12 protein-coding genes are annotated in these 19,715 nt (G+C 41.1%); 4 read left to right on the forward strand and 8 right to left on the reverse strand.

Translation table 11 applies throughout. From position 1 onward, the window contains the following. Nucleotides 1–42 precede the first annotated feature (42 nt). A complete protein-coding gene (locus tag Q8M41_RS13665) occupies nucleotides 43–822 on the forward strand; it encodes an HAD-IIA family hydrolase (RefSeq protein ID WP_305365839.1) in 780 nt (259 codons plus the stop codon). A 109-nt stretch (nucleotides 823–931) separates the two neighbouring features. Here Q8M41_RS13665 and Q8M41_RS13670 read toward each other — a convergent pair whose 3' ends face one another. Next, nucleotides 932–1,228 carry a TolC family protein gene (locus tag Q8M41_RS13670; RefSeq protein WP_370870512.1) on the reverse strand — a complete coding sequence of 99 codons (297 nt, stop codon included), beginning with the start codon at nucleotides 1,226–1,228 and terminating at the stop codon, nucleotides 932–934. Nucleotides 1,229–1,641: 413 nt separating this feature from the next. Between Q8M41_RS13670 and Q8M41_RS13675 the strand changes: the two genes are divergently transcribed. Beyond that, a complete protein-coding gene (locus Q8M41_RS13675) occupies nucleotides 1,642–4,212 on the forward strand; it encodes a TonB-dependent receptor (protein WP_305365840.1) in 2,571 nt (856 codons plus the stop codon). Nucleotides 4,213–4,283: 71 nt separating this feature from the next. Here Q8M41_RS13675 and Q8M41_RS13680 read toward each other — a convergent pair whose 3' ends face one another. Next, nucleotides 4,284–4,694 (reverse strand): hypothetical protein, encoded by a 411-nt coding sequence (locus Q8M41_RS13680; protein WP_305365841.1) that lies wholly within the window; start codon nucleotides 4,692–4,694, stop codon nucleotides 4,284–4,286. 389 nt (nucleotides 4,695–5,083) lie between these two features. Here Q8M41_RS13680 and Q8M41_RS13685 point away from each other — a divergent pair, with 389 nt between their 5' ends. Together Q8M41_RS13685 and Q8M41_RS13690 are read left to right on the forward strand one after the other, a co-directional pair. Then, nucleotides 5,084–6,406 (forward strand): amidohydrolase/deacetylase family metallohydrolase, encoded by a 1,323-nt coding sequence (locus tag Q8M41_RS13685; RefSeq protein ID WP_305365842.1) that lies wholly within the window; start codon nucleotides 5,084–5,086, stop codon nucleotides 6,404–6,406. A 355-nt stretch (nucleotides 6,407–6,761) separates the two neighbouring features. After that, entirely contained in the window at nucleotides 6,762–7,124 is a 363-nt protein-coding gene (locus Q8M41_RS13690; protein ID WP_305365843.1) for a response regulator, read from the forward strand. 81 nt (nucleotides 7,125–7,205) lie between these two features. Here the strand turns inward: Q8M41_RS13690 and Q8M41_RS13695 are convergent, their stop codons facing one another. The 6 genes from Q8M41_RS13695 to Q8M41_RS13720 form a co-directional block, all read right to left on the reverse strand. Continuing rightward, the gene (locus tag Q8M41_RS13695) at nucleotides 7,206–7,784 is read right to left on the reverse strand and encodes a GDSL-type esterase/lipase family protein (protein ID WP_305365869.1); all 579 of its coding nucleotides are present in this window, start codon (nucleotides 7,782–7,784) and stop codon (nucleotides 7,206–7,208) included. 281 nt (nucleotides 7,785–8,065) lie between these two features. Then, a complete protein-coding gene (locus Q8M41_RS13700) occupies nucleotides 8,066–9,610 on the reverse strand; it encodes an OmpA family protein (protein WP_305365844.1) in 1,545 nt (514 codons plus the stop codon). Beyond that, on the reverse strand, nucleotides 9,610–10,512 hold the full coding sequence (locus Q8M41_RS13705; RefSeq protein ID WP_305365845.1) for a hypothetical protein: 903 nt from the start codon (nucleotides 10,510–10,512) through the stop codon (nucleotides 9,610–9,612). The genes Q8M41_RS13700 and Q8M41_RS13705 overlap by 1 nt, the downstream gene beginning before the upstream one ends. A 111-nt stretch (nucleotides 10,513–10,623) precedes the next feature. Beyond that, nucleotides 10,624–12,369, reverse strand: coding sequence for a hypothetical protein (locus Q8M41_RS13710; RefSeq protein WP_305365846.1), 1,746 nt, complete (start codon nucleotides 12,367–12,369; stop codon nucleotides 10,624–10,626). Nucleotides 12,370–12,385: 16 nt separating this feature from the next. Further along, on the reverse strand, nucleotides 12,386–14,527 hold the full coding sequence (locus Q8M41_RS13715; RefSeq protein ID WP_305365847.1) for a fibronectin type III domain-containing protein: 2,142 nt from the start codon (nucleotides 14,525–14,527) through the stop codon (nucleotides 12,386–12,388). A 153-nt stretch (nucleotides 14,528–14,680) separates the two neighbouring features. Next, on the reverse strand, nucleotides 14,681–19,651 hold the full coding sequence (locus Q8M41_RS13720; protein ID WP_305365848.1) for a hypothetical protein: 4,971 nt from the start codon (nucleotides 19,649–19,651) through the stop codon (nucleotides 14,681–14,683). Nucleotides 19,652–19,715 lie beyond the last annotated feature (64 nt).

Raw genomic sequence — 19,715 nt, forward strand, 5'->3', positions numbered from 1 at the left:
TTAAGAAATACTTTATGCAAATTTGAGTTAAAATCAATTCTTATGAAACAGGGACTTTTAATAGATATGGACGGTGTAATTTACAGTGGTGAATTATTAATAGAGGGGGCCGACAGATTTATAAATAATCTGATAAAGAAAGATATCCCGTTTACATTTATGACCAATAACAGCCAGCGTACACGTCTTGAGGTTGTGCGTAAGCTGAAGCATCTTGGAATTGATGTGACCGTCGATCATGTTTATACCAGCGCCATGGCGACCGGAAAATTTCTTGGTGATCAGGGTTCTCATGGTACGGCCTATGTATTGGGTGAAGGAGGACTATTAACCAGTTTACATGAAAATGGAATTACGCTGGTAAACACCGATCCAGAATTTGTGGTATTGGGTGAAGGCCGGAATTTTACACTGGAAATGGTGCAGCGTGCCGTAGATATGATCCTCGCCGGGGCAAAATTTATTACAACCAACCGGGATCCATCACCCAAAAAACCGGGATGGAATAATTTAGGAATCGCAGCTACCACGGCCATGATTGAAGAAGCAACTGGCAGGAAAGCTTTCGTTACCGGAAAACCAAGTCCGGTGATGATGCGTTCAGCCCGAAAATATTTAGGCCTGGAAACAGGAGGAACAACTGTGATCGGTGATACAATGGAAACCGATATACAGGGAGGGGTTCAAATGGGATACAAAACAATTCTGGTGCTCTCAGGTATCGCCCAAAAGGAAGATTTATCCAACTATGCCTTCAAACCTGATTTAATAAGCAGCTCAATTGATAAGATTGAGCTGCCTTTGAGATGGTGGGAAGGATGAGGTATCAGGTTTCAGGTATGAGGAGGCGTGTTTTATGCCAAAATCAGGGCCTAATAAATCATGGGTCATAAAAGTGATTTGCCCTTATAAAAATCGAGAATTTTCTTTCTCAGAATAAAATCATATCGATTAGTTGCCAGATTCTGATTGGCCCGGTCATTTTATTTTTCGAAACCAGATAGTCTACTGAATTTATAGCTCCAGCATTAAAACGAATCTCCATAGTTCTGAATGATTCAGCGAAAGCTTCCTTTTGTTCCTGCAAATTCTTATAACGCTCCCTGGAAGATCCCATATTAAGGTAAGCCTGGCTTGTGAGCTGCTGAAGTTGAACGCGGATAACTCTGAGAAAGGCTAGTTCTCCTTCCTGATTGATATTATTCTTATTCTGCCTGAAATAGTCAATAGCCTACCTCATTGCCGCAAGCTTCATCAATATTTTTGTGGCCTTTACAGAGATATCTTAAAACTACAAATTAAGAACCACGTGTTCTATTAAGCTCCCTCCCGGCTCACTAGCCCCAATAACTATCACATTTTCTACCCAAACTACCGCTCAGTAAAATAAATATTTTAATTAAATATATAAAGTCTATAGATTTAATAGAATTTAATTATAATTGCACCATGAAATCATGCCGCAGTTGCGGGATTAAGACAAATAAGAAACCGATGAAAAAAACAGTACAAATTAGAAGAATCACCCATTCAATCATTCCTTCCTCATCAAGCATTCAGTTGAACCGATGTTGCTGCTGATCTAAAACATCTGCAAATTCTCCATTTAACCCTTTTTCAAATCTTATAAAACATCATAAAATGAAATATTTATCGTATAAATTAAAATTTTTGCTTTTAGCTATCTTTCTTATTCAAAGTACATCCTCATCTGCCCAGCAGGTAATTATAGGTTCAGTTAAAGACACTCAAGGCCAGCCTTTGGCCGGAGCAACTATAGGCTTAAGAGGAACTACTATTTCCACAAAAGCCGATTCTATCGGTCAATTCAGGCTCAATGTAAAACAGGAAGCTCCATTCTTTATCAGAGCAACCTTTATTGGATTCAAACCCCAGGATTTTCAGATATTGAAAATCGACAATACACCCATCCAGCTCCAGCTTGTCGATGATGCATTACTTGAAGAAATTGTGGTGACCTCCAGACGCCGTTCAGAGGTCTTGCAAGATGTTCCAATTCCGATTTCGGTTTTGGGAAGGGCTCAGATTGAGGAATCAGGGTCATTCAACGTTACACGAGTGAAAGAATTAATTCCATCAGTTCAAATGTATACCTCCAATCCAAGAAATACAGGGGTCAATATCAGGGGAATCGGTTCACCATTCGGTCTTACCAATGACGGTCTTGACCCGGGTGTGGGTTATTATGTGGATGGCGTATATTATGCACGTCCGGCAGCAGCCACTCTTGACTTTATTGATATTGATCGTATCGAAGTACTGCGCGGGCCACAAGGAACTTTATTCGGCAAGAATACCAGTGCTGGCGCATTTAATATTGTAACCCGTAAGGCGAGCTTCACACCTGACTATAGTTTCGAAACCAGTTTTGGTAATTATGGCTATATCCAGGCAAAAGCTTCTGTAACAGGCCCATTGAGTAAAAAATTTGCATCACGTCTCTCCTTTTCAGGCACGCAGCGTAATGGTGTTGTGGAGAACGTCCGTACAGGTAAATTCACAAATGATATCAACAACCTTGGTTTCCGGGGCCAGTTGTTGTTTAAACCAAATGACAACACCTTCATCACCTTAGCGGCAGATGCGTCCGATCAGCAGCCGGATGGTTATGCCCAGGTGGTGGCAGGAGTGGTGACTACAAAACGTCCGGCTTACCGCCAGTTCGATGCAATCATAGCCGATCTTAACTATACCCTTCCAAGCAGAAATGCATTCGATCGTAAGATAGATCATGATACCCCCTGGAATTCCGGCAATGAACTGGGTGGTGTTTCATTGAATGCTGAGACAAAGCTTGGTCCCGGTACCCTGACTTCTACTAGCGCATGGCGCTACTGGAACTGGAACCCTTCAAATGACAGGGACTTTACCGGATTACAGGCATTAGCAAAATCTCAAAACCCGGCAGAACATCATAACTGGTCGCAGGAAGTACGGTATGCTGGTCAGTTGAGCGAGAAATTAAGCGGGGTAGTAGGCTTATTTTATATCGATCAGGTAGTAGAAATCAATGGAACCGAAGAATCCGGGACGGCTCAATGGCGTTTTTCTCAAAGTTCAACAAGTGCCTTGTGGAGAACCCCGGGACTCCTCGAAGGCTATGGTATTTATACTAACTCTTCTATTAAATCCCAAAGTGCTGCTGCATTTGCAAGTATAGACTGGGAAATCGCAAACGGTTTTCACATTTTACCGGGGGTTCGCTTTAATTACGACAATAAAGATATAGACTATAAAAGGGTCGCAAGAGGCGGCTTACAAACCAATGATGCCGCATTATTAGCGATTAAGACCGGGGTGTATAGTGATCAGTCGTACCTTGCCAGTGCTGATGAGCGGAATTTCACCTATTCGCTTACCGCATCTTACAGACCAAACAGACGGCTTAATGCTTTTGCGACTTTTTCAACAAGTTTCAAACCTGTCGGGGTTAATGTGGCCGGTTTGCCAACTGTTAACGGAGCCGCTGCAACAGACCTTGCTGTTATTAAACCAGAAGACACAAAACATTATGAACTTGGGATAAAAAGCACACCGGCTGATAATTTAACCTTGAATTTAAGCATCCATAGTTCAGATATTAAAGACTACCAAACCAATGTTCAATCACCCCAATTAGGTGTTAATCGCGGTTACATAGCCAATGCAGAGAAAGTAAATGTAAAAGGTGCTGAGCTTGACCTAAATTTAAAAGCCAGCAATTATTTCTCATTTTATGGTGCGGCAGCCTATACTGAAGCAACTTATGTTCGCTTCACAAATTCACCTCTTCCACTTGAGGAAACGGGCCTTACGGTGAATGGTATTCAGGTAGCGTTTAAAGACATTTCCGGAGGCGATCTTCCGGGGATCTCCAAATGGGCAGGATCATTAGGTGGCGAGTATGCTAAACCTGCGAAGTTTTTTAACAAAGAAGCGAAATTCTTTACCGCTTTAGATGCTTACTTCCGTTCATCTTTCTCATCAAGTCCATCCCCTTCTGCCTATCTCAATATAGATGGCTATACACTTGTGAATGGAAGAATTGGATACAAAGCCACTAAGGGTTTCTCAGCTTATGTATGGGCTCGAAATGTGTTGGATAAGGATTATTTCGAGCAATTATTGCCTGCTGGTGGTAATGCTGGTCATTATGCCGGTGTATTGGGCGACCCGAGAACATACGGACTTACGCTAAGATTCGCATTGTAATAACTATTGAATATTTTAAAAGCTCCACATTTATTTGTGGGGTTTTTAAAATAATATCCAGGAAATTTTATCTAGGATGATTGTATATTGGTCAGTCTATTGTTGGTTTTCAAAAAGAACAAACCCATAATTGCGCCTGAAGTGATAGCCAGACCAAGCATTATAAAAAATATCCAGGCATGTCCTACCAAAAGAATTCCATTGTCTGGATTAACAAAGGTGATGATATAGAAATACAGTATATAAGTCATTAACATGAATGTTAACACTAATGTCAAAAAAGCTTTCAAATAAGCAATTTTAAATCGCTTTTCAGCTTTTAATACAATCACTGTTACGATCATAACAATTGCATAAATAGGTATTGACCACCAGCCTTTATTTGACAGCATTGTACTGAGAATTAAAAGTGCGCCACCTGTCAATCCAAAGATTAAAACTGTTGGCATAATTTGTTTCAGATTGATCTGTTGTAAGTTCATTGGATTAAAGATTAAAATTTAATGCCGGATTCAGTTAACTGAGCTTGCGTGTAGGCTTTCTCGAGAACCCATATCTATTTATTAATTCTTTCATCAAGCATCAAACATGAATATAAATATAAAAAGAATATCCTTAATTCCATCAGGGTGAATGCTTTACATAACCTTCAAACCAATATATCCCTTTTTCAAAAAAACTGGCATTCTGAAAACAGACATCCCTGTTTCCTATTCTCTTTTTAAAGAAATTTTTCCTTTGGAGCTCCTTTTTTTTCATATGAATAAAACTTTAATATTCTTTTAACTGAAATAAGCTATTTTTATGTGAAAAGAAACATAAGATGTATCTTCTACTGTCGCATTTGCTTCTAATTTTATAAAATATAAAAATGAAAAGATCCTCATTACTTTTTATTGCACTTTTTATACTGGGCAATAGTACAAAAGCTCAACAATCCCAAGCGGTACAACCAACAAAACCATACAGTATTATCATCAAGGGAGGTCATGTAATTGACCCAAAAAACAATATCGATGAGATAATGGATATTGCAATTACCCCGGCTCAGGGAAATCAAACATCCAGAACAACCCTTCCTGTAACAGAAGGTAAAATTGCTCTGATAGCCAAGAGTATTGAAGCAAATCTAGGTTTAAAAGTAATTAATGCTAAAGGCATGTATGTAACTCCGGGCCTTATTGACCTTCACGTGCATGTATTTTCCGGAACCAATTTAAAGCAGGAGTACATGAATGGCCCAAGTTCAGTTTGGCCTGATGGTTTCACATTCCGTTCCGGTGTTACAACGGTAGGAGATGCTGGCAGTGCGGGATGGCGCACTTTTCCTGAATTTAAGAAGAATATTATTGACCGATCAAAAACAAGGATTCTTGCATTTCTGAATATTGTAGGTGATGGAATGGGTCAGTATCAGCAGAATGTTAATGATATGGATCCCAATATGGCAGCTGAAGTTGCAATAGCAAATAAAAAGGATGTAGTCGGTTTTAAATCTGCTCATTTTAGCGGGAATCCATTCATTCCTTTAGATAGTGCAGTGAAAGCTGGAAATATTGCTAATATGCCAGTGATGTTGGATTTAACTTATCCTTCCAAGCCGCCTATCAGTTCAGTCGAGGATCTGTTTATGAAACATCTTCGTCCAGGAGATATTTTTACACATATGTACCGCCTGACTTTCCCATTTTTCTATGATAATGATAAAGTTTCCGCACTTGCAATTGCAGCACAAAAAAGAGGAATACTTTTCGATATAGGACATGGAGGAAACGGTTTTACATTTGCCCGTGCAATACCATCAGTACAACAAGGATTTTTACCTTATTCGATAAGTACCGACCTGCATATTACAAGTATGAATGCAGGTATGAAGGATATGCCTAATATTATGTCCAAATTTTTGAATATGGGAATGCCCCTCAAAGATGTTATTTTGAGGTCGACCTGGAATCCTGCTAAAGAAATTAAAAGAGAAGAACTTGGAAATCTGTCTGTAGGATCAGTAGCAGATATAGCAATATTTACCTTGAAAAAAGGAAATTTCGGATTTATTGATTCACATAATTATCTGCTGAAAGGAACAAAAAAACTGGAAGCTGAACTAACTATTCGTTCCGGAAAAATCGTTTGGGATCTGAATGGCATCGGAGCGAGAACTGACAAAGAAAGTACAGTGTTAACTATCAAGTGAGGGAGAATGTTAAAAAGATTTTCTTATTCAGGAGCATAAACCCTTTTTAATTTCAGACTATACTCTTGATGAATTGATACTGATATAATCCATCAAGATCTTAATTGTCCTGAATGTTTGTCAGATTACGGTTTTTTAACAACCCGCTATCAACCAGTTTAGCAAAATACATTAAAGCCGGAACCTTTCTTAAATCGTCTAACTGCCCTGAATGGTGCAGGTCTGTCCCAATAAAATCATAGAGTTTGTCATCTATCAGTCTCTCAGCCAGAATCAACACCAATTATTTAAATACCAACCTCAGTTACGAAAACAATTTGCATTATAATTTGAATAAATAAATTACTTTTATCCCATGAGGAAAAAAATGATGATCATTGAGCGGAATAATGAGATCCTGAGCATTTTAACGCAAATTTTTGAAGAAGAAGGATACCTTGTTACTCCCTTTTCCTCGGATAAGAAAATGCTTGAAAAGGTCATTTCTGAAAAACCCGATGTGATCGTTATTGATATTTTTGAAACTTCCGAAGAAAGCACAGGTTTATGCTGTGAAATCAGATCCATAGATGAACTTAAAGACATTCCAATTATTGCACTTTCAACTCATGTAAAGGCTGAAAGAATTCAGGCCATTTGTGCTGATAAACTTATTGGAAAGCCCTTAGACCTGTATGAACTTATTGATGCTGTGGAAAGTGAATTACCACCGGAATAGAACGAGCTAAACAGGGTTTAAAAGCGAGCTGCAAAAAATACAACCTGCAAATTAAACCACATAGAACACATAAAAATAAAACTATTTTAAAACTATTCGATTTTTAACCAAATAGTCAAAAACCAGGGTTGCAAGATATTGATACCCATCTCGGTTGGGATGAACGCCATCACTTAAAGTCATTAAGTTAGCTTTCCCTTCAAAGGGCTTGGTCAGATCAAGAAATGATACCTGCTCAGATCTGGCAATTTTTTTTATTCTCTTCCTTAACTCCCAAATCCTTGGTCTCCTGCCACTGAGGTCTTCTTTCCTTTCAGAACTTAAAGCATCAGTCTGAATTACCCTATCTAAAGGACTGCAAATAACGATCCTGCAATCGGGATTTATCTTTCTGATCTGGGAAATATAATCTGAATAGTCCCTTTCGAACTCGTTGATATGTTCCCAGTTAAGACGTGGGCTACCAACAGTTTCATTTGTCCCGGCTTTAATGATCACGATATCAGGTCTATAATTCTGCAAAGAATCCAGGAGTGGCCAAAGATTCGGCGAACCAAATCTAAGCATGGTAGCACCTCCAATACCATGATTTTTAATTTCATAATTGAGGTATTCCCCCTGTTTCAACATAGCAGATAATACTGCAGGGTAGGATTCTATTTTAGGCTATTTTAGGCTGTTTGAGCCTCGCTCCTGCTGTAATGCTGTTGCCAATGCAGGCAATCCTGCCTTTCTGAGCCTGAACTGCGTATGAACAAAAAAGCAAATTAAAACGAATACTGCACGTGATAAAATCGATGAAATTTTCTGGCAGAGTAGGTTAGTATATGGGAAGGTAAATTTTTTCTTTCTCAATTTGATCAGGCCACTAAAATGTAATGAATGAATTATGCAGTGGTGTTTGTTGCGGTGTCCTAAAATGGCATTATATTAATCATAGACTATTGTATTACTTTCATTACTACACGTCTGTTTTTTGCTCTGCCTTCTACTGTAGTATTGCTGGCGACAGGTAATGACTGACCTAAGCCTATTCCGGAAAGCCTGGTGTATTCAATTCCGTTATTTATCAGGTGCTGAACAACACTATTTGCACGGGCCTGGCTTAGTTTAGCGTTCAGTGTGAGGCTGCCCATATTATCGGTATGACCTTGTATTTCAAGTCTGGTATCAGGATTATCTTTAAGGAATTGGATCAATTTGTCGAGGTCAGAAGAAAAGGTAGTATTAAGATCAGCTTTCCCAACTTCAAAATAGATATTATTCAGCACAATACTTTGCCCGACTTTTGCTTCTTCAATCTCCAGTTCTAAGTTTACGTACAGTGTTGTGCTCCGGTTCAGGCCTTTGGTACTAACCTTCCCTATATTCGAAATATAACCGGATTTTTTGCCTGAAATAGTAAAATCGCCTGCAGCCTCCAGGGGTATGCTAAAGGTACCGTCATTCGATTGATTTTGCTGGTTAATGGTGCTATTTTGCGTTGTGTTAACAACACTTACGGTTACATTGCCTTCAGGAGTCTGGGTACTTTTATTTTTAACCCTCCCTACAAGGGTAAATCGCGGATCGTTATGGGAGATACTGACGGGAACCTCCTGGCCAGGAACATAAAAGCTACTTATTGCAATTGTCTGAATGCTTGTCTCAATTCCATGAAGCACTCCGCTCACGGTATAGTCAGCAGCCTGAACAGAATTGAAAATAACCAGGCCATTGGCATCAGAGAGGCCAATGATTTTCCCATCCGGCCCATTGATCACTACTTCAACGGATGATAATGATAAACCGGTTTGCTCATCGCTCACTTTTATCATTATATTTTTTACAGGCATTTTCACTTCTGCTGCTACTATAACCGGTTCAATTATCCTTACTGGTTCTGCCGGCGCTTTTGTCTTTTTCTTTTTGCCGATATTAGTGCCGACGCCAAGCGAGTAATAAAAATGATCGTTTATTGACGGACTTATCGCACGCCGGTATTGAATATTGGCAAGAACAAATGCCTCGTTAAATAAATTGAACTGCAAACCTCCACCAATAGGAATAAAGAAACCAGTTTTACCCTGATAAGTTGAAAGTCCGGCACCACCCGTAAAGTATGGCACCAGCTTATGATTATCGGCAAACAGTTTTATATTAAGTGCGGCATTGACATCCAATAGAAATTTACTGCTCCCATTAGTGCTGCCGTTTTCAAAAAGATAATCAGTAGAACTGCCATCTAAAGTAGCCACCGCATCAATTTTCTTGCTAATCCCTTTCAGATAGTTGAAACCAATTCCCATTTGCATTTCGCCAATTTTATTCCATTGACCATTGTTAAGCATATTCTTTAAAGACGTGGTTCTCATCAACTGGGCAGATTTGATATCGTTATAAAAAACATGAAATACCAGGCTCGGCGGTTTTTTATCCTCACTCGTCTGGGCGAACAGCTGTGATACCAAACAGCCCAGTATGATTATAAAGATTATGCGTTTCATCAGGGTTTTATTAAATCCTCATTCTTCCTGTTCTTATCCATTTCACCAATTTGGTTCACGATGCTGAATATTGCCGGTTCACTTCTTCCCTGGATGTTCATATCCATTCCGGGGACAGGCAATCCCCTTGAATCAAGAGTTTGTACCGTCCAGATAAACTGTTTGTTCGCAGTGGAATCCAACATGGGAAGATTAGTTCTCCAGATGAATTGTGTACTTCCGCTCGTTGAGGTTTCGTCCAATAAAGGCCGGTTACCCCGGAATGCCTGCATCGGCGTCTGACCAGGCAGTATTTCAATCACCTGTACCCGGTATTGGGGAAGATCCGGAGAACCAGGAATAAGACTAGTCCAGCGAAAAGTGATAATATTTTGAGCCAGGCGGGCATCGAGGCTACTTCCATTGGCGGGCTGCATTAAAACAGGCAATTGATAGGAAGTAATAAAAAAAAGTCGGGTTTGTCTTGCCCTGACAATATCTCCACCGACATTCAGGACTTCAACCATAAGTTGATACTGACCTGCGGCTATACGCCCGGTACGCTGAAGCAGGTTGTGTAAATTTCCCTGTAATGTTAAATTTTGGAGTTGAAGGGCATCTGCTATTGTGAACTGGTTTACGCCCGCTCTCAAAGTGTAGATCCTCGCAGAATTAATATTGGATGAACCGATTATGTTCCCTCTTTCATCAAGCAAGGAAGTTCTTAACTTTACGGAAGGGTCATTTAACACCGGTCCGGGCATATAAGAAATGATCATCTGGCCATTAACCGGATTTGCCCAATCAGCCAACCAGGGCTGAGGCCTGTTATTTAATGCAAGGTTAAGGGTAACCTGAGCTAATGTCACCTGAACAATCATGAGCATGAGAACAGTTAACAATAGATGATAAAATTTTATCATTAGACAAGATTGAATAAGAATATTTCTGTTAACATATTTTATTATTACCTCGGTTTTAGGCCGCTATGCTGTCCCCCGCTGGCGGGGGTTAGGGGGTGGATTCCATCCCTTCTAAAATTTATATTGTAAACCCGTTCTCAATGTACTTTCTAAATATTCCGGACTGCCCGGATATGCCGGTGTGAATGAACTTCCAGGCAATTCCGTTCCATAGTGATATAAATTAGCAGTCATAGAAAATTGCCAGGTTAACTTCTTATAAATATCCCAGTCAAAACCACTGGTTGCTAGAAGATTTCTATTTGCTGTGAAAGGATCTACAGTGCTCAGACTATATTGTAACTGTCCTTTCAGACTAATCTTTGGAGCAGGCTTCCAGTTCACTCCGGTGGTTGCACTTATCAGGTTTAGTTTAAGTGAAGGGGCCTTGTTCTGGAACCACATCAGGCTAAAATCAGGGCTAATCTTTTTGGTAAAAAATGTTGGAACGTAAAGAATGAGCACGGTCTGCGTGTTATTGTGAGTGGTTGAAGCCGGTACAATTGTGGTTTCATCATATTTGCTCCAGGTATATGTTCCACTTATCAGCTGACTCATTTTACTGTTAATCCAGGTATACGCAGGATTGATACTTATCTCATCACTAACACTTCGATATCCGGCAAGGCCGGGGGAATTGAATCCAAAATTATTAAAGCTGGTATTCAGGCTGAATCGCTCATTAAACTGGGTAAAAACATTCACATTGGCAATTATTTGTTTGGTCAGGCTGGGGCCGGAAATACGGCTCAGGTTGCCAAAGCGCTCGCCAATACTGGCAACTACGTTCATCTTCTTTTTCCAGATATTAAAACGGGTATTAGCCAGGTATTCCATCCGGTCGTTGTTCATGAAAGGGTAGCCAGCCGTATAGTACCCTGCACCGTAATAATTGAATTTCGCTCCTGCTTCCCAGTCTTTCCCCTTTTTGATTATACCTGCTATCAGTGCATTATCTTTCCCGGTGGATGTGTGAGAATTAATAAAGGGTTTAAAGTCTTCAACCGGGCTGGCAGACAATGGGGTATTTAAATTCCGTGTATAAAAGCTTTGTCCAATCTCGATATGATAATCCCAGCCTTTTTCAGAACTGACTTTGGCTAAAAAGCTGACCACCATATTTTCCTGCGGATCCAGGGGAGATAAGGGAGCTGATGTAACTGAATTACGCTTATCTATGGATTTTACAAAATTGAATCCCGCAAAATATTTTCCTTCCTTTTCAAGCCCCAACTGGGCCATCCACTGATTGCGCTGGTAGGCACCAATCACTCCGGAAAAAGGAGGCAAAATTGTAGGAGCCAGATAATTAATGGGCCTTTGGGATACCCCGTTAAATAGTTTAATCCGGAATTTTCCGGGTGCCAGATTCACACCATATCCAAATACACCCAGATCGCCGGTGCTCAGCTCACTGTACTGCTGATTTTGTGTTCCCAGAAGGAGTTCAGTACTGCCAAATTTAGGACGGACACCAAAATTATTTACCGGATTGGTTAAGAATTGCCAAACACTTTGCGGCCCCCCTGTTGCAGCAGTAATGAAATTATTTTGCGCAGGACTAAAGTTAAAATTGAAAGGAACCGTCCATTTTCCAACCGTAAGTGTGGGGTTAAACGAATATCTGAAGAGGTTCCATGGACGGCGGGCCTGGTAAAAATCGGGTACTGCCGGACTGGGAGCTTTGTTAAGCCCATAACCTTCATACCACATACCCATCTCTCCGCCAATAGTGAACGGTTTCTTTTTTTCCTGGGCACTTGCTTGTGAGGACAGCACTAAAAGGATTATCAAAGCAATTTTGGCAAGGTGGTCCATGACTGTTATCTGATCATTAATATTTCAATTGCAGTTCATTGCTAAAATTTGAAACGTTCTTATTTGCGTCCGTTAGTCGTATGGTATAGTTCATTCCCTTCTGCCCCTCTGCAGGCTCATCAACAAAAGTTTTTCCTTTTTCGAAATCAATAATTTTATAAGTCTTCCAAAGCGATTTTTCATCAGTTCTTTTATAGATTTCTACTTTTAACCGACGGTTTATCACTTTGTCATCAACGACAAATGACAGGGATACTTTCTTTGCCTGGCCGTCATATGTGCCCTGAATGATCGGTGCCGGGAGCCTGTTATTCAATAAAGTTTTTATCTGGATACTTCTGGAGATTTTGGATGACAATCCGCCGTCATCCCTGGCAATCATGGCATATTCATACTGTCGTCCGCCAGTAATTTTTACATCAGTATATTTAGTGATGCTGGCATTGGTATTAGAAAAGAGGGAGTCGAATTTCAATTGGCCGATCTCTCGTCTTAATAGGATATTACGTGCGGCATCCTCGCTGCTTGAGTTTACAAAGTTGATCACTACAGAGGTGTCGCTAACAATGAAACCCGTAATTAATGGGCTTACCGGAGGTATGGTGTCTCTTTTTGTAAGCTCGATGATTTTGGATGGGACGGATTGATTAAAATGAGTATCAAAGGCAACAACTTTATAGTAGATATTTTTCGTGAGTGTGTTTAAGGTTGTGGAATCGTTCAATGTGAAGGTAGTACGCCCCAGGCTGTCTTTAAACGTTTCTGTTACAACTGAAAACTCGTGGTCCTTAGAGTTTGCTTTAAGAACCTGGTATCCCATAAAGTCCCTTTCTGTGTTAGGTCTCACTTTAATGCTGATCTTACCAACAGAATCTATTATTGCAGAGGAAATGAATGGCATTGCCGGGGGAATACTATCAATTAAAGTAACATAAGCCTGAAAGGAGTGGCTGCTGTTTCCAGCAGTATCGACCGCTTCCACTACATAATAGTTGGAACCATCCGGGTCAAATGTTTCGTCGATGTAGTTCCGCGTACTAGCAGACAGTATTCCTTTTGAAATTAAACTGTATCTCCCGTTTTCCTGGGCACCTCGTTTAATAGTAAATCCTTTCAGATCGCCTGTATTTTTTGCAGTTAGTTCCCAAAGAAGTTCAACCTGTTTAGGTTTAATGTGAGTTGCAGTTTTCAAAAATGGAGCAGGAGGTGGTGTCTTGTCTTTCGGAATAGCAATAAATTCGGACAATATCATTTCATCTGCAAATGGCGTAGAAACCCATATACGGTAACGGTATTTTTTGTAATTAGTTAAGCCGGTATCGCCGTATGCAAAGTCTGACTTTCCGGTAAATCCTGTCGGCTTTAGGTTTAGTTCAGGGGTTTTTATAATTTTTTTATATGTAGCTCCATTATCGTCAGATCGTTCAGCAGTAAATGCATAATATTCCAAAGATTCGGGAAAAGAAAATGCGATAGCTCCATCTCCTTCACTGAGTTTAACTGTCTTATTATTGCTTAGGTATTTTTCATTAAAATTCCCACATGTTACTTTTACATAAGCTATTTCATTTGCGACATTTGAAATTGGCTGGTTGATGCGAACACGATAAACATAGGTTTGGCCCAGGCTAACCGTTGGGTCTGAAATTCGTACTGCCAGACCTTCAGCGGCTACCCTGCTTCTGTTTGCCGCTATTAATGCAAATCCAAAGCGCATATCGGCATTGTCTTTTTGATCTTTAAAGGACTTGAGTCCATCTTTCATTACATCCCCTCCCTGTGCAGTGGCATCAGGATCAGAAAATACCATTGCGAGGCCGGCTATTTTGGCAGCTGTACTATCTTTTAATTTTTCTTCAATTAATGCCCTTTCCCACTGCTCTTCGCTCCAGCGTTTAAACGGTGAACCGGCGATTGGTGCAAAGGTTAATTTGTCATTAGACACACCATTGATAAAATTTGCCCGTTCAACTATATAGCCGACCTTATTTGCCTGATTAAACAATATTGGATTGGCAGGAGCATAGCGCAAAACAATACGATCTGCATAGCTCCGGGCACTAATTGCAAGTGTCACGTTATTCGGGATCCCGGACTGCTGCGCAAAACAGAGAGAGCTGATCATTGCCTGGAAAAGGATGCAACATATTTTTTTCATTTGATTATGATTTGATTGGTAGCGGCATTAAAGCATTCTTTTTGTCATTGCGAGCGTAGCGCGGCAATCTCTTTATCACAAGTCTGATGCTTTGACTGTTGAGATTGCCGCGGTCGTGCCTCCCTCGCAATGACATATAATTGTGCCTTCTCATTATTTGGCAGCACTCTTTGCTAGCTGTTTAACCGCGCTTCCAGTCCCCACCGTTTCCGCATTCGTTTTAAAATAGATCTTCTTAGTCCTCACGATTGGTGCGTTAGTTGTGCTATGCTTAACCACCTGCCAGCTGTTATTGATTTTTTCTTCCAAACGGCCAACTACCTGGAACCTATAACTTGTATTTGCTTTAAGCGCATTGGTGGTTATGCCGGTTTTTGTAAGCTTGTACACCCTGGCTCCGAGAGCATCATAGCCTGAAGCAACTAGACCAACCGAATTGGAAACTGCAGAACTGGCCTTTTGAGGAGTTCCCAGCTGGCTGATTGCAGGCTTATTGTTGGCATTGCTATTCGCGAGGCCTCCTGCATTCGTTGCCGTCAGCTTAGTGCCAGCTACCTGGGTTTGGATTGGGTTACTGGTATTTAGTGCCATGGCACCTCCTCCGGTAGAATCCTGCGTTAAGGTTGGAGTATAAACAGCGCGGAAGGTTCTTACGTTGATCTGGCCGCTTGACTGCTGTTCCTGAATAGCAAATTCCTGATTATCCGGGTAGTTTAATAATACCGAAAAAGATGCAGTTCGCGGCACTCCGGTAGCGCTTCCTGGCGTGACGATGCTATTGATTAATGTATAATTTAAGCTCTCTTCTGCATCCTCCTGTGCATAAACTGCATCGGGAACATCAACACTGGTTCCTTCGCACTGTTCACCAGTTTTAAATTCGGCAGAAAAATTGAAATTTATCAGACCTAAAACCTGGGCATTGCCGCTAACAGATCCTTCGGCATAAAAAGGCTTTGGGAATTCTGCATAAGCATAAGCTCCAAAACCCAGAGATATCAGATTAACCTCATTATACTCTTGTATATATTTTCCCTGCCAATCATAATAAGCCTTGCCATCCATCTTTGCAAATAATGCGATACCAGATTTGATGCGCCATCCATCTCCGAAACCAGGGCAATTCTCATACTGCATCAGGGAAGCATTGATCTCACTTCCAATATTAAAGGAGTATTTAATGCCTGCAGAATACTTGTTTCCGCTGCTGATTACTTTAGTGTTATTAGCACTTGCAAAAACACCTACGCCAAAAGCAAATCCCTTCGCTGTTTTCGATTCTGAACTAACTGCAGTTTCAGAAAATGCAGGAAGTGCTTTTCCGATGCTTGCAAACCCGGCAATTGTAGGCTGCATAAACCCTGAAGGAACCTGGATCTTATTGCCAAACATTAAATACGAACTAACATTAACCTGGTCAAATAACCTTACCGTGTTCAACGTAGAAGGTAGCCCACAAGTAAATGCCCATTCATTCTTCATCCCATCAATATAAAAATGCGCATTAACAGGGCCGGATGGGGTACTAATTGGGTCTTTATTAAAATTGATCAGCAGGTTGGTGCTGAATTTTTTAAGCGGAAAATCGTACGCAATGTTTAATGCTCCATTGGCAAAAGCATTCGCTTCCTGCCCGATCTCCGCGCCACAACTAAAGAGCCCATCGATGCTGATGTTGTTCATTCCTCCGGAAGTATTAAACTGGGCGGCTAACGCTACGCTGCCATTAAACGTTTCTTCTTTAGGCGTGGTGGCTATGATTGCTTTTGCTTTGAACCCCATCTTCACCGAAATATCCGGCGTAAATACGGCCCCTGCAAACGTACTGGCATTGGCGGTTGCCGGATTAAAAACCGCGGGTACCGTCATGTTCATCCGGCTATAAACCCCGGCGCCAAAACCCCTGAATGCCAGACCGGTCATGAATACAATGCCGGGAGGGGGCAAGTTAACCTGTGCTTCTACCTTCCAGTATTTGAAGCCATTACCCACATTTCCAGGAATATATTTGGTATTGCCAAATATGGCACCGGCTTGTATAGAAGTATTCAGGGTAGTAAATTTTGCCTGCAGATCTCCTTTGAAGCCATTACCGTATGCCGGGTGCTGTTTATAAAATTCTACGCTGCCTTTAATAGTTAAAGCCGGCATTGTAGCATTGATATGAATGTTTTCTACTTTAACACCCAGATATTTAGGCTTTAGCTGCGTCAAAAAACCGTAATCTGCTTTTACAGCGGCCGTTATGACCCCTGTATTAGCACTTGTTATTGCGGTCGTTGTTTGAAGCTGCGAAGTGAGCGTATTCAGATTGGCGACACTTGTATTGTTCCCTGATGCTGCAGGAGGTGTGTATTTTGAAGATTCAATGGCACCCGTTAAAGCAATTTTCGTATCCCCGCTAATTTGTACCGTTGAATTCTCACTTCCAATATTTATTTTGGCTACAAATTCAACTCCTCCTTTAAACAGGTATTGCTTTTCGCTGCCCGCACCAATAGGCTCTATCTTTGGCTTTACCTCGGTTATGGTGAAGGCAAATCCGGAGAGCTTCTTCTGCGGACTGGCGAAAGACCAGTTTCCGGTATTTAAGGTGAATGTTTCCTGGCTGTTTTTTGAATAGACCATGCCGAGGTGCTGAAAGTTGGCTGAAAGATCCAGATCGAGAGGAAGACTGCCACCCGGGTCAATTATTTTTCCTGTAGGATAATGAAGCTTGCCGTTCAAGTCAATTGCCAGATAAATTTCACGCTTGTTAGCAGCCGATTTTGTTAAGATAAGGTTCAGTGAAGATGTTTGATCGATCTGGACTTTTCCGTCTCCTAAAAATTTAGACGTAATATCCTGTCCGGGATGCAATGCAAAAGTGATGGAAGATTGTGGATTTGTCTGGGTAGCTGTACCCGGTAAAAACAGGGCTGAATAATCAATTGCGTTACTGTTGTCGTCGGCGGTACTGAGCGGCAATGTGATCTTGCCTAACATTTTAGCCTCGGTTAACACGCTATTATTTAAGCTTACTTTAACCGTATCAATGCTGGCGCCCAGATTACCAATATTAGCTTTGGGATAGGTTAATACATTGTTACCGAGAATTTTTCCAGTCACCCCATCCTTATCAATGATTAAATTTTGGGCAATAACCTGCACCTTGTTTGTGGTATCAGCATAGCTCCTTAGCTGATCTGGCAGGGTAAGTTTAAAGTCCTTAAGATAAAAACCCGAGAACATAGTATTGGTATTACCTGTATAACCCGTTGGAAACACCATTCCCGTGGCATTGCTTATGGCCGAATGATCATAAGCGATTAAGCCCGATTCTATCCCTAAACCATTTGAATTTGCGATGGAGCAGGCAGGTAAATTTCCCTGAAGCACAAAGTCGTCCCAGTTTACAATCTCAAGCTGGAAATTCATATCGACGTTTGTTTTGGCTGGATCAACGGGCACAAGCCATTCTTTTGGTAAAGCTACATTTGCATCAAGATTGTATTTCCAGTACTCATTGTTGGCTGCACTGAACACAAGCCCGTTCCCAATATGTCCGGCACCCTCCTTATTAAAAGTCAGTTTTAAACTTTCGGTTCCGGAATTGGCGTATAAAAAGGTGATGGGCTCCAGTAATTTAATCGATCCACTTATCCCGCTAAGACCACTCTTGGTAAACTCAATACCTTTTCCCTGGAAAGCAATAACGTCTGTCCCGTTATTAAAAGCGTCATTAAAAATTCCCTTCGTAGTAAATGATGCAATTGCTTCAAATTCAGCGTGGTCTGGCTTAAAAATCATTTCTGTGAATCCGATGGCCGTATTTTCATCGTTATCCTTGAAATAGCCCAGGGGCATGTTCAAGGGGACAACTGTGAGTAATGTATTAACCTGGTCGGAAACCGGAACCAAAGGCTTCAGGATTTTATTCCCCTGGATCCCGTCACTGATATTTTTTATTTTATTTACAGACCATGCACCAGCGCTTGTATTATTTAGCACATTTACCGCCCATTGTGTAGGGTACACCTGGCTGGCATCTGTTTGGGTGTATATCGCACCCGTACACAATTGATTATCTCCATTAACCTTGATATCTTTAAATTTTACGTTCAGTACCCCCAGCCATTTTACATACACTGTTCCATTTCCGCTTAATGCATTATTCGTTCCGGTAGGAACCGTGCTGAGCTTCATGATAAAATCATCGGATAAGCCAATCTCATCTCCTATGACAAAAGCCTTCGTTGATGTTGTGGTACAAGAAGTGGAGTTTGATGCTGTTACCGGAGGAGTTGGAGGTTCCGACTTAAAGGTTGTTGGTGCACTCGTTCCATTAGTTCCGCCTATCGGATTACCATCGCTGTTAAGCGCCTGAACAGTCCAGATAAACTCACAGCGGTAAGGCGGTAAGCAGGGCGGGGATACCAGATTTGTGATTACAGTCTGGGTAACGGCATTAACATCTTTGGTGATCAGGGCTTGATTTGCGGTCATAGCCTGTGTTCCGCTTTGCCCTGTGAGGAGTTGCCATATTTTCAAACGGTACTTAACTGGCGTATTCGGTGCAGGTATAACAGGTGTCCACTGGAATACAATAGGTACAGATAAAGCGGCATCTGTAAATATTTTAGCATTAAAAGGAGCAATATTCTGAGGTGCCTGATAAACCGTTTGACCGGTTGAGGGAATAGAAAATGCCTTTGTTTTTTCGTCACTAACCGGAATTATAGCCCCGTTTTTGGTTCCGAAGAACTGCACGCTGAGTTCATAATTACCTGGTAACAATGTGCACGACTGGCCAAAGAATGAAACTGCCTGGTTACCGCTCCAGACTTTTGTTATTGTATTAAAATTAGCGGTCGCGGCGTTTGCGCTGGTGAAAGAACCGCAGACCTTTACGCCCCCTTTTTTGATGATCAGCAATAATTTACTGTCCTCTGCCGCAGCAACTACACGGCCATTATCCATTTTTGCCGTTGCGGTGATCGTTAATAACGAAGTTCCGCCTCCCCAGTTAGCTGTATTGGGGCTCGGACTGGCAGGCAAAGAAATGTTTATACTGGTAATGGGATGTGTTTGAGCAAATGCCTGAATTGTCAGCAGGGAAAATATAATTGTAAGGAATTTTACCATCTCTGTCAATCTAAATTAGAATTATATAGAAAGAGGATTAAAAGCCTTGAAGACCAAATCCCAG

It is taken from the genome of Daejeonella sp. (assembly GCF_030684675.1).
In the GTDB taxonomy this organism is placed as follows: Bacteria; Bacteroidota; Bacteroidia; order Sphingobacteriales; family Sphingobacteriaceae; genus Daejeonella.